Raw genomic sequence first — 11,776 nt, forward strand, 5'->3', positions numbered from 1 at the left:
ACGAGCCCTCGGATCAATACTGGCGGAACAGGGCAACCAGACGGCCCTGCACACGAACACGGCCGGGGCCGAAGATCCGGGTCTCATAGGCAGGGTTCGCCGCCTCAAGCGCGATCGACGCGCCCTTCTTGCGCAGGCGCTTCAGCGTCGCTTCCTCTTCATCCACCAACGCTACAACGATGTCGCCGCTATCGGCGGTATCCGCGCGGCGGATCAGAATCGTGTCACCGTCCAGAATACCGGCTTCAATCATGGAATCACCGCGCACTTCCAGGGCATAGTGCTCGCCGCTGCCGAGCAGTTCCTGAGGCACAGTGATGGAATGGCTGTGGTTCTGAATGGCTTCGATCGGGACGCCGGCGGCAATGCGGCCCATAACGGGAATTTCCATGCCGCCGCTCACCGGCTGAGGTGCCGGTTTTGGAGCTTCGCGTTTGCCCAGAGAACCTTCGATAACTTCCGGCGAGAAACTGCCGCGGGGGCGCGGGGCGCCAAGGCCCGGTGCAATCGAGTCGGGCAGGCGGACAACTTCCATCGCCCTTGCGCGATTCGGCAGCCGCCGGATGAAGCCGCGTTCTTCCAGTGCCGTAATCAGCCGGTGAATACCGGACTTGGAGCGCAGATCCAGCGCATCCTTCATTTCATCGAAAGACGGCGGCACTCCCGTTTCCTTCAGTCTTTCGTGAATGAACATGAGCAGTTCATACTGCTTGCGCGTCAACATATAGGCTTCCCCTGACCACGTGATGGGCTGGTACAAATCAAGAACACAGTACCTGTTCCTATTGTGTTCCGCAAGGGTAAATGTTCTCTTGCTGTTCTGCAAAATGCCCGCGGAAAGGCCGCAATCAACCGTCGTCGGCTGTCAGCAGCAGCTCGCATGTCACAAGTGTCGGTGCGTGTCCGGCGAGAACCCGGCCCGAGTGTAGATTTCCGTCAAGATCGACACAGCGTATCGGCAGATCGAGGGCGGGGCGATTTTTACGCCCGGCACCCGGCTGTAGCAGGATTTCCGAGATGAGGCCGGTCATGGCACCCGAGGACTCGAATTCGGCGCCTGCGAGGCTTCCCAGCCCGTGAACGTCGACCGCGGTCGATCCCAATTCACGGCACAACTCCGAGATCCCGTGGTGAAGATCCTCGAAGGGGGCGAGCGTTGCGATCAGTGCATTGGGCGGTGCTTCGTCGGCCGTGTTCCGGTCTTCCATGATCCTGAACAGGGTAAACTCGGTTTCCGGATCCGGCTGCGCCTCGAACCGCGCGCCTCGCAGTCCGTAGCCGTGAACACGGGAGGTTTGATGAACGCACAGCGTATGCGGCAGCAGGTGGCCCAGGTGGTACGTGTTATTGCCTTGCCAATAGGCATGGATATGGGCAAACCAGGCGCCGTCCCTGCGGCCGAGGATGGCGACAGCCTCTTCCAGGACCGCGCCTGGAGAAGATTTCGTGTCGCTGTACCAGGCGGCATGGCGGTCATCGATCGCCCGGTCCGGCATGACATAGTCGAACGGCCCCAGCGAAAGGCCGTGAAGCGTGAAGACAGCAGAGCTGTGGCCGGTCCGGTCGGCCCAAGCGCCAAGTGCTTCGAGCAGCGGCTGGCGTGCCGCAATCTCAAGGGAGACCGCTTCGGCGCGGCACAGCGCATGCGGCCGCCGGTTAGTGGCCCGGGGGCCGGGATGCCGGATGTCGGCGAGCGTTTTGGGGGCCGGGCGTCTCATAGCAGGCCTTGATCACTCAGGTATTCACGCACCAGCTTCTTGGTGATCTTGCCATAGGCGCTGGTCGGCATCTTGTCGATGAACAGATAACGCGCGGGCAGTTTGTAGCGTGCGACCTTGCCGGTGAGGAATTCCGCAAGGCTTCCCGGGTCAGCCGCTTCTCCCGACGTCGTCACGCAAACGGCGAGCCCGACTTCGCCCCAGTGAGGATCGGGTATGCCGAGGATCGCGACTTCGGAGATGGCCGGATGGGAGAGCAGCACTTCCTCCACCTCCTTCGGGTAAACGTTCGAGCCGCCGGAGATGTACATGTCCGAGGCGCGGCCGGTTAGGTAGAGAAAGCGCTGTTCGTCCATGTTGCCGATGTCGCCGGTGCGGAACCAGCCATTGCGGAACGATTTGGCGTTGGCTGCGTCGTCCTCCAGATACCCGGCGCAGACCGCAGGACCTGCCACGCAGACTTCCCCCGTCTCATGCGGACCGAGCAGGGTGCCGTCCTCGTCCTGAATGCTGACCTCGATCCCCGTGCGTTCTACCCCGCACGTGCCGATGCGCGCCTGCGGTCCATCCTCCAGAAAATGGTCCTGGGGCCGTAGCACGGTGATGTTGCCGGTGACTTCGCCGAGCCCGTAGTACTGGACCAGCACGTGTCCAAGCTTTTCCAGAGCCCGTTTCTGGTCTTCCCGGTACATCGGAGCGCCCGCATAAATCACATGGCGCAGGCTGGAGTGATCGAAGCGGTCGACGGCCGGATCCTCGACCAGGCGCTTTACGATCGTGGGGACCGTAAACATATTGCTGACCTTGTGCGTCTCGATCAGCTCGAAGGCGGCCGCCGGACTGAAACCGCCGCGCGGCATCAGGATATGCGCGGCTCCCGTGGACAGTTGTGCGATCAGCTGCAGGCCCGCCCCATGGGAGAGCGGCGCGATCACCAGGGAGGCATCCACCTCGCTCGTGCCGGGCAGCAGGTCGGCCATGTAGTTGACGGCAACGAACCCGATCTGGCCATGCGTAAGCACCACGGCCTTCGGGCGGCCGGTGGAGCCGGAGGTGAAGAACAGCCAGCAGGGATCGTTGTACTCGACGGGAGCGTTGGGAAACCGTTCGCCGAGGTTACCGGAGACGAGGTCTTCATAGGAGGCGCCGAAGGAACTTTCGCCAACGCTGATGACGCCTGCCATGTCGGGCCGGGAATTTGTTACGGCCTCGGCCTGGGGTTTGAATTCTGCATCGCAGACGAAGACCTTGGCGTTCGCCTTTGCGGCGGCATAGGCGGTTTCGTCCGGTGCCTGGCGGAAGTTGCAGGGCACCCACACGGCCGCCAGGCGGAAGGCAGCAAGCATGATCTCGGTCATCTGGTTGGAGTTCTGCGCCTGGACCAGCACAGTGTCACCCTTTGAAACACCGTATTGCGCGTGCAGCGCGCGGGCGATGGCGGAGACCCGGGCGTCAAGTTCCGCCCACGTCCAGGTCCGGTTCTCCCAGACGATCGCCGGGCGGTCCGGCCAGCGGGCGGCGTTCCTGGTCAGGAAATGCGCCAGATTGGCCACTCGATTGGAACATCGCTCCATCATCTGGGTAAGGTCCTCACGGGAGAATGTGTTTTGCGGCGACGTTAGGCCGGGCGCGGCTGATTTGACAAGCGGCACCGCCATGGAGACCGTTCCGCTTGCGCGCTAAATTGTGCAAGGATGCACGTCAAACTGGTTTGCCGCAGGAGCAAGGATATTCACATGAACGCTGCAGAGATCACCGATTGGGACGATGCTTACGCGAATGCCGCGCACATTCCGGGGGCAGCGGACTATCCGCCGCGCTGGACGCAGGAGGCCGAGACATTCCGCAAGACATGGATCGAGAAGGACCTTGGAATCGTTTACGGGGACACTGATCGTCAGCGGATGGATATTTTTCACCCCGAAGGCGTTTCAAAGGGGCTCGTGGTGTTCGTGCATGGCGGCTACTGGCTGCGATCTCGACAAGTCCTACTGGTCGCATTTCGCGTCCGGCTGCCTTGGACGGAACTGGTCGGTGTGTCTGCCGTCCTATGATCTGGCGCCAGACGTCCGCATAGCGGATATCACCCGTCAGATCGGCAGGTGCATCTCGCGGGCGGCCGAACGTATCAGCGGGCCGATACGGCTGACGGGCCATTCCGCCGGCGGGCATCTGGTCACGCGGATGATGAGCGAGGATACACCCCTTATGCCGGAGGTGCTGAATCGGATCGAAAAGGTTGTGTCGATCAGCGGCTTGCACGATCTGCGGCCGCTCCGGAACACCCGCATGAACGACACCTTCAAGATGAGCGAAGAAGACGCGGTTGCCGAAAGCCCTGCATTGAAAAAGCCGGCCGGGCCTTGTCCGGTCGTGGCGTGGGTTGGCGGGGCCGAAAGACCGGAATTCATCCGTCAGTCACGCCTGTTGGCAGAGGCGTGGCCGAATGCCGGGTTCCATGAGGATCAGGGGCGGCACCATTTCGATGTCATCGACGGCTTGAAAGACCCCGATAGCGAACTGACCTCGACGCTTCTGGCCCCGTAAGCTTTTCATCAGGAGATGCAAATGCGCAGAGAGAGTGACAGCCTAGGTGAGATCGACGTACCGGAGGACAAGTACTGGGGCGCGCAGACCCAGAGGTCCATTCAATATTTCTCGATCGGGACCGACCTCATGCCGATCGAACTCATCTATGCCTACGGCATCCTGAAGAAGGCGGCCGCCCTGACCAATGCCGACCTCGGCCTGTTGAACCGGGACCTGGCTGACCTGATCGTCAAAGCCTGCGATGAAGTGGCGGACGGCCGGCTCGATGAGCATTTTCCGCTGCATGTCTGGATGACCGGAAGCGGCACTCAGACCAACATGAACGTCAACGAGGTGATCTCGAACCGGGCAATCGCGATCGCCGGGGGGATTCTCGGCACGAAGGATCCGGTTCACCCGAACGACCACGTCAACATGTCCCAGTCGTCGAACGACACGTTCCCGGCTGCAATGCACATGGCCGCCGCCATTCAGGCGACGCACCGTCTGCTTCCGGGCGTTCAGGCGCTTCATGACAGCCTGCAGGCCAAGGCAGAGGAATGGGACGAGATCATCAAGATCGGCCGGACCCACATGCAGGACGCGACGCCCTTGACCCTCGGGCAGGAGTTTTCCGGATATGTCGAAATGCTGCGGCAGGACATTCAGCGTATCGATTTCGTCCTGACGGATGTCTATGAGATTGCGCTGGGAGGTACAGCCGTCGGAACGGGAATCAATACGCATCCCGAATTCGCCGCCAGGTCAGCGGCGAAGATCTCGGAGCTCACCGGCTTGCCTTTCGTCACCGCTCCCAACAAGTTCGCGGTTCAGGGCAGCCATGATGCGCTTGTGATGCTCAGTGGCGCACTCCGGACGCTGGCAACGTCCCTGTTCAAGATTGCCAACGATATCCGGCTATTGTCCTGCGGACCGCGTTGCGGCTTCTATGAGCTGATCATTCCCGCAAACGAGCCGGGGTCGTCGATCATGCCGGGCAAGGTCAACCCGACCCAGTGTGAAGCACTGGCCATGGTCGCGGCCCAGGTGATGGGCAACGATGTGGCTGTGGGCATCGGCGGGGCGAGCGGGTATCTGGAAATGAACGTCTACAAGCCGCTGATGATCAATTCCATCCTGCAATCGATCCGGATCATGGGCGACGGTTGCACGAATTTTGCCAAGTACCTGGTGGACGGAATGCAGCCGAATGAGAAGCGGATCCAGGAGTATCTCGACCAGTCCCTGATGCTGGTGACCGCGCTCAGTCCGGTGATCGGGTACGACAAGGCCAGTCACGCCGCGCATCATGCCTTTGAACATGACCTGACCCTGAAGCAGGCCTGTCTGGATCTCGGGTTCGTCAGCGAAGAGGAGTTTGACCGGATCGTTGATCCCGCCAAGATGCTGGGCCCCTCCCTCTGAAGGCAAGATCCCGGCCGCGTGCAACGCGCGGCCGGGAGGACGCCGGAAGAACAACAGGAAAGGAAAGCGATTCGTCAGCCGGTTGCTAAAGCAGATCGCGCTGGGCGAGATTTCGCATCAGGTGGCTGATACCGAAGGTCCATTCAGGACATTCGGTGGACAGGCGCACCGTGTTCCTGAGCGTCCCAAAACCCGGGGCGGAAATGGACACCACATCGCCGAGCTTGTGGGTGAAGCCTTCCCCATCCGTGTCGCGGTCTTTCGTCGGAGCGAACAAGGTGCCCAGAAACAGCACGATCCCGTCCGGATACTGATGGTGCCGGCCGAGCGTCTGGCGAACGAGGTCTTCCGGGTCCCGGCTGATCTCCTTCATCGAGGAATGGCCTTCGAGAACGAACCCGTCCGTTCCTTCGACCCTCAGGTCGAGTTCCGCGGCCCGCACGTCCTCGAGGGTGAAGGTTGCGTCGAACAGACGGATCATCGGACCGATGGCACAGGAAGCGTTGTTGTCCTTTGCCTTGGAAAGAAGCAGGGCCGACCGGCCCTCGACGTCCCTGAGGTTCACGTCATTGCCGAGGGCGGCGCCGACGATTCTTCCCTTCGAGGAGACCGCCAGGACCACTTCAGGTTCCGGGTTGTTCCACTTCGAAATCGGGTGCAGTCCCACTTCCGCGCCGGGTCCTACGGAGGACAGAACCTGGGCCTTGGAAAAGACTTCAGCGTCCGGGCCGATGCCGACTTCCAGGTATTGGCTCCACAGCCCTTCGGCAATCAGCGCCTGCTTGACCTTTGCCGCCTGTTCCGACCCGGCCTTTATGTTGCGCAGGCTGTCGCCGATGGCGCCGCCCACGCGCGCGCGGATTTCCTGAGCCTTGTGCGGATCGCCCGCAGCCTGCTCCTCGATGACACGCTCGACCATGGAACTGGCGAAGGTGACGCCGCAGGCTTTGACGGACTGCAGGTCGCAGGGCGCCAGGAAGTGAATGGTGTCCCGGGCGCCCGGCTGTGCCGCCGCAATCACTTCCAGGGAGCCAAGAGAACTGCCGGCGGCTTCCGCCACGAAGGCTGCCGGGTCGTCCATTTCGCAGATCTCGCGGACGGTGGGTGCCGTTTTGGAGGTGATGTCGACCACGTGGCCATCGCGTATCGTGACCACTGCGGGACCGTTCACGTCGGGACGCCAGACGCGGCCGATGAATGTTCCGGTGAGTTCAGCAGGTTCCAGGAAGCTCATGACAGATCCTTGTTCGTCTCAGGCAGATTGCTTAGCGCGAAAAAAAACGCCCAACAATAGCGCCGGCCATTCGAGAACCCAATTAGCTGCCCTTGACGACCGGTTGCCCATAGACCAGATCATGGATGTCGGCCGTCGAGGCCTTCGAAGGCGCCAGGCCTTGCCGCAACCGGCATGCCGGCCTTGTCTCCATCAGGACAGGCGCCCAGACATTTTCCGCTTCCGCATCCCGGGGCGGATATCCCGCCAATAGTTAGATCCGGATTTCAAAGGCAAAAAGCATGAGTTTTACCCCGAAAGGCAAACACCTGATCGCAGGCGAATGGGTCTCTTCCGAAGAGACCTTTTCCAATCTTCCGATGGAAGGCGAAGCTGCACGGTTTGCGGAGGGAACGCCGGCAGACATCGACCAGGCGGCTCAGACTGCCGAAGAGGCATTCTGGTCATTCTCGGCCAGCTCAAGGGCGGACCGTGCCGCCTTCCTGAACAAGATCGCCGACGAGATCGAAGCCCGCGGCGATGCGATCACGGCAATCGGCACAGTGGAAACCGGGCTCCCCGCCGCACGCCTGCAGGGTGAGCGCGGACGGACCACCGGCCAGCTCCGCCTGTTTGCCCAGTTCATTGAAGACGGTGACTACCTCGACAGGCGTCACGATGAAGCTCTGCCGGACCGCAAGCCGCTGCCGCGTCCCGATCTTCGCCTGATGCAGCGGCCAGTCGGGCCGGTGGGTGTTTTCGGCGCGTCCAACTTTCCGTTGGCCTTCTCGACCGCAGGGGGCGATACCGCATCCGCACTGGCGGCCGGGTGCCCGGTGGTCGTGAAGGGGCATCCCGCTCACCCGGGCACGGCGGAGATCGTTGCCGAGGCGATCCTTGCCGCCATAGAGGCGTGCAATCTGCACAAGGGCGTCTTCAGCCTGGTCCAGGGGTCTTCCAAGGAGGTTGGCGCCGCACTGGTCCAGCATCCCCTGATCAAGGCCGTCGGCTTCACGGGGTCGCTCGGAGCGGGCCGCGCCTTGTTCGATCTTTGCGCATCCCGTCCCGAGCCGATTCCGTTCTTCGGGGAGCTCGGCAGCGTCAATCCGATATTCCTGCTGCCAGAAGCGTTAAAGTCGCGCGGCGAAACGATCGGCGTTGGCTGGGCTGCTTCGCTCTCCATGGGAACCGGCCAGTTCTGCACCAATCCCGGCGTGTCGATCGCAGTCGAGGGGCCGGATGCGGATGCCTGTTTGGAGGCTGCGACCGCCGCTCTTGTGGAGGTTGGTGAACAGGCCATGCTGACGCCCGGCATCGCAAACGCCTTTGAAGGTGGTCAGAAGCGGATTGCGGCGACAAGCGGCGTCCGCGAGGTCCTGAAATCAGGCTGTTCCGCGCGCGGAGCCTCGCCCTATCTCTATGCGACGACCGGTGCCGAGTGGCTCGCCAATGAGGAACTTGGTGAGGAAGTCTTCGGACCGTTGGGCATCTTCGTCACCGTCAAGGACTTCGACGAGATGGTTGCTGTCGCAAAGTCTTTCCAGGGGCAGTTGACCGCGACCCTGCATATGGATCGGGACGACACGCAAAAGGCCGGTACGCTCGTGCCGATCCTGGAGCGGAAAGCGGGAAGGATACTGGTAAGCGGATTTCCGACCGGCGTTGAAGTCAGCGATGCCATGGTCCACGGCGGACCTTATCCGGCTTCCACCAATTTTGGCGCAACCTCCGTCGGCACGATGGCCATCCGCCGCTTCCTGCGGCCGGTCTGCTACCAGAATTTCCCGGACGGGATACTTCCTGCCGACCTGGCCTAAACGGTTCCGGAGGCGGATCCCGTATCTGCCTCCGGCTGCGCTATGCGACCGACGCTCCGAATATCTTATCGGCGATCATCTTGTTCTGACCGAGGAGGGCGCGCATTCGGGACCTTGAAAGCTCGGCGTCGCCCGCAACGATGGCGTCCGCGACGCTGATATGCGCCAGGCGTGACTCGAGGTGGTCGGGGACGCCTTCGCAGCGCGCGGTGTAGGAGAAGATCAGCACCGCGTGGACCAGACGCTGCAATTGGGCGAGCATAAGGTTGCCGCTGGCCTGAAGGATCGTCGCGTGGAAGGTGTAGTCGGCGGCGATCATGGCGCTTTCGCCGGCATCGGGGCAGATGCTTTCGGCAGCTGACAGTATCCTGCTGCGCTGCTGCTGACTCGCATTCAGCGCCGCAAGGGCAGCGGCTTCCGGTTCGAAAATGAAACGCAGTTCCGTGGCTTCGGAATAGATCCGGGCCGTCTGCGGACTGTCGTGATCGTGCCAGCGGATGACGTCGGGATCCATAAGATTCCAGTCATCGAACGGACAGACCCGGGAACCGTATCGCCGGGCCGTGCGGACCATCCCTTTACCGCAGAGCACCTTGACCGCTTCGCGTACGACTGTTCGCGACACCCCGAGGGCAGTCACCAGTTCGTCTTCCTTTGGCAGGATTGCGCCCGCTTTGTAGTCGCCTCGGGCGATGCGTCTGCCCAGATGTTCGACAGTATCTTTCACTGCGCCCGTGGGCAGGGACGTGAGAATTCTGTCCGGTAGTTCGAATAGAATGCGGTCTGACGTTTTCATCGAGGCATCCCTGTAGGCCTCAAGTTCGCAGATGGAATACTTCAGGCAGGTATCGAAATTCTATTCTGTTCTACAGAGGAATTCGCCGGAGTACCAGAAGCAAAGCGTTCTCTACTTCTTTTGAGAAGGCGTGGGTTTGCGCAACCGTACCGCAGCGTTTGATTTGGATAAGGCGAGACGTCTTCTGCATCAGTTGTGATGCTTTGTGAGATTGTTACTGTCGTGAGTCCACGACGAAAATCGCAGACAGCGAGCGTCTTGATCACATCACTTCCTGATACTTAAACGCAGAGAGCGAACCGGCATGACTTGCTGCCGGAAATAATTGCGCGGTGCAAAGCCGCTCGTGATCGTAAAGGCAGAAAGAGTTGCAGTAATCGTATGCGTTTCACACGTTGAGCGACAGGGCTGTTCTAATTTACAATTGATTTTTATGGAAAATTTAGAAAACCTACCCAAAATGTCGTATGATCCCACACCCTGATCAACCCGGCGAAATTGTAGGTCAAATGTTGATGAGGCTGCTGGGCATTGTTGTTGTGTCCGTGAATCAACTATTGATAGACCTGTCCGAGGTTGTCGTGAGGATTTTCCCTCCCAGGGGCGAACACAGCAATGCGGAATTGCGCTGTTTCCGATAGCCGGAGACGGGCAGACAGTTTGAGGTGGGCGTCTTGAATCTCAGTGGCAGTACGTCGTTGCCATTTACCCCAGACGAGATGGGTCGCACGAGCCTGTCCCGCACCTTCATTTTCTATACGCTTGGCCTGTTCGCGATACTTGGCGTCATCTTCATTGCCATCCTGACAAAAATCACCTGGGATGCCTCGCATGCGCGCGCCATTCGGGTGACGGAAGCGTTTTTCCAGGCCACCAAGCGACCGTTCGAGCGGGCGATCTGGACCGTCAATGCAGATGCAACCCTTCAACTCATTCGCGGGCTCGAAAGTCTCGACGTGGTCGAAAGCGTCTGGGTGGAAACGCCGGATACGGGAAATTTCGGCGAGCCTGTGACCGGGCCGCGCCAGGCTGAAGCGCTGACCTACACGCTGAACTCGCCGAGCACGATCCTGCACAAGGATGCGATCGGCAAGGTATTCATTCTGATCGACCGGAACACGATTTCGTATGAAATCGTCTCCACGGTCGGCTTCATCGTAACGGCGATCATTCTCTATCTGATACTGCTGGCGATCGTGATCAGGACAGTGTTCCGCCGCCTGATTGGGCGCCCTTTGTCGACAATCGTCAATTACCTGTCCACACCCCGGCTTATCGAGGATCCTCCAAGTGCGGAATTGATGCCCGGCCGCAATGACGAGATCGGCATTCTGGCCAGCAGCCTGCAATCGATGGTCCAGCGACGCCATCTGGATTTGCAGAAGATTCAGGAATACCAGACCAATCTGGAGGAATTGGTGACCCACCGGACGGAGCAGCTCAAGCTGGTACAGGAAGAACTCATTCAGGCGGACAATCTTGCGGCCCTGGGAGCACTGGTCGCCGGCGTTTCGCATGAGTTGAACACGCCGCTCGGCAATGCCCTGATGGCGGCGACGACCATCAAGGATCTGACCGGATCTATCCACCGAGAGCTCGAGCAGAAGACCTTGAGCAAGGAGGGGCTCGAAAACGAGGTCGAGCGGATTTCCCAGACCGCAAGCATTATCGAAAAGACGTTGGGGCGGGCCCGCGAACTGGTCGGCAACTTCCGGCAGGTCGCGGTCGACCGGCAGAGCGAGAGAAGGCGAACCTTCAATTTCGATCATATCATCCGGGAAACCCTGGCCACGCTTCAGCCCACCATCAAGAAGACACCATTCACGATAGAACTTGATCTGAATGCCGACGAGGTCGTCGACAGCTATCCCGGTGCCGTCAGCCAACTTGTTTCGAGATCTTATCGAAAACGCCATCAAGCACGGCTATGAGGGCCGCGAAGAAGGCAGGATCAAGCTATCTTCGCGGATCGTGACGCAGCAGGAGCACGGCCGCAACGGCGGTCGGGGAAAGGCGATCGTCCTGAAATGCAGGGACTACGGAGTTGGTATTCCGGACAAGAATCTGAAAAGAGTCTTTGAGCCTTTCTTTACGACGAAATTCGGCAAGGGAGGCTCGGGACTCGGCATGGCGATCTGTTATCAGTTGGTGACAGAAGCTCTGAATGGAACGATTTCCATTTCCTCGACCGTGGGATCGGGTACGGAATTCACGATTGAAATACCTGTCAGCGCCGAGCAAGAGGCCAGGACACCAATAAGAACAAAGGTGCACTAAA

At 60.3% G+C, this 11,776-nt stretch carries 9 protein-coding genes and 1 pseudogene; 5 read left to right on the forward strand and 5 right to left on the reverse strand.

Translation table 11 applies throughout. The features are described from left to right. Nucleotides 1–13: 13 nt before the first annotated feature. The 3 genes from lexA to ON753_RS09215 all read right to left on the reverse strand — a co-directional run bounded on the left by lexA (nt 14) and on the right by ON753_RS09215 (nt 3,295). Nucleotides 14–724, reverse strand: a complete 711-nt coding sequence (gene lexA, locus ON753_RS09205) for a transcriptional repressor LexA (RefSeq protein WP_265962229.1) — start codon at nt 722–724, stop codon at nt 14–16. A 124-nt stretch (nt 725–848) separates the two neighbouring features. Beyond that, nucleotides 849–1,718 (reverse strand): hypothetical protein, encoded by an 870-nt coding sequence (locus ON753_RS09210; RefSeq protein WP_265962230.1) that lies wholly within the window; start codon nt 1,716–1,718, stop codon nt 849–851. Next, nucleotides 1,715–3,295, reverse strand: coding sequence for an acyl-CoA synthetase (locus tag ON753_RS09215; protein WP_265967107.1), 1,581 nt, complete (start codon nt 3,293–3,295; stop codon nt 1,715–1,717). Before ON753_RS09215 ends, ON753_RS09210 begins: the two co-directional genes overlap by 4 nt. 159 nt (nt 3,296–3,454) lie before the next feature. On the opposite strand from ON753_RS09215, the pseudogene ON753_RS09220 reads away from it, so the two are divergent. Beyond that, a pseudogene (locus ON753_RS09220) lies at nt 3,455–4,265 on the forward strand (alpha/beta hydrolase). 21 nt (nt 4,266–4,286) lie between these two features. Then, nucleotides 4,287–5,672, forward strand: coding sequence for a class II fumarate hydratase (gene fumC / locus ON753_RS09225; protein ID WP_265962231.1), 1,386 nt, complete (start codon nt 4,287–4,289; stop codon nt 5,670–5,672). Between the two features lie 85 nt (nt 5,673–5,757). Here the strand turns inward: fumC and ON753_RS09230 are convergent, their stop codons facing one another. After that, a complete protein-coding gene (locus tag ON753_RS09230) occupies nt 5,758–6,906 on the reverse strand; it encodes a fumarylacetoacetate hydrolase family protein (protein WP_265962232.1) in 1,149 nt (382 codons plus the stop codon). Between the two features lie 281 nt (nt 6,907–7,187). Here ON753_RS09230 and ON753_RS09235 point away from each other — a divergent pair, with 281 nt between their 5' ends. Continuing rightward, nucleotides 7,188–8,702, forward strand: coding sequence for an aldehyde dehydrogenase (NADP(+)) (locus tag ON753_RS09235; RefSeq protein ID WP_265962233.1), 1,515 nt, complete (start codon nt 7,188–7,190; stop codon nt 8,700–8,702). 40 nt (nt 8,703–8,742) lie between these two features. On the opposite strand, the gene ON753_RS09240 is transcribed toward ON753_RS09235, so the two are convergent. Continuing rightward, nucleotides 8,743–9,498 carry a FadR/GntR family transcriptional regulator gene (locus ON753_RS09240; protein WP_265962234.1) on the reverse strand — a complete coding sequence of 252 codons (756 nt, stop codon included), beginning with the start codon at nt 9,496–9,498 and terminating at the stop codon, nt 8,743–8,745. A 698-nt stretch (nt 9,499–10,196) separates the two neighbouring features. Between ON753_RS09240 and ON753_RS09245 the strand changes: the two genes are divergently transcribed. Both ON753_RS09245 and ON753_RS09250 read left to right on the forward strand, forming a co-directional pair. After that, the gene (locus ON753_RS09245; protein WP_265962235.1) at nt 10,197–11,429 is read left to right on the forward strand and encodes a sensor histidine kinase; all 1,233 of its coding nucleotides are present in this window, start codon (nt 10,197–10,199) and stop codon (nt 11,427–11,429) included. Next, nucleotides 11,371–11,775 (forward strand): sensor histidine kinase, encoded by a 405-nt coding sequence (locus ON753_RS09250; RefSeq protein ID WP_265962236.1) that lies wholly within the window; start codon nt 11,371–11,373, stop codon nt 11,773–11,775. Before ON753_RS09245 ends, ON753_RS09250 begins: the two co-directional genes overlap by 59 nt. Nucleotide 11,776: the final 1 nt, after the last annotated feature.

Origin of the sequence: Roseibium salinum, from assembly GCF_026240905.1 — a bacterium.
GTDB lineage: Bacteria > Pseudomonadota > Alphaproteobacteria > Rhizobiales > Stappiaceae > Roseibium > Roseibium salinum.

Excerpts from the sequence above, each read along its gene's own strand:
- lexA (WP_265962229.1), bottom strand. The coding sequence starts at position 724 with ATGTTGACGCGCAAGCAGTATGAACTGCTCATGTTCATTCACGAAAGA.
- ON753_RS09210 (WP_265962230.1), bottom strand. The coding sequence starts at position 1,718 with ATGAGACGCCCGGCCCCCAAAACGCTCGCCGACATCCGGCATCCCGGC.
- ON753_RS09215 (WP_265967107.1), bottom strand. The coding sequence starts at position 3,295 with ATGATGGAGCGATGTTCCAATCGAGTGGCCAATCTGGCGCATTTCCTG.
- fumC (WP_265962231.1), top strand. The coding sequence starts at position 4,287 with ATGCGCAGAGAGAGTGACAGCCTAGGTGAGATCGACGTACCGGAGGAC.
- ON753_RS09230 (WP_265962232.1), bottom strand. The coding sequence starts at position 6,906 with ATGAGCTTCCTGGAACCTGCTGAACTCACCGGAACATTCATCGGCCGC.
- ON753_RS09235 (WP_265962233.1), top strand. The coding sequence starts at position 7,188 with ATGAGTTTTACCCCGAAAGGCAAACACCTGATCGCAGGCGAATGGGTC.
- ON753_RS09240 (WP_265962234.1), bottom strand. The coding sequence starts at position 9,498 with ATGAAAACGTCAGACCGCATTCTATTCGAACTACCGGACAGAATTCTC.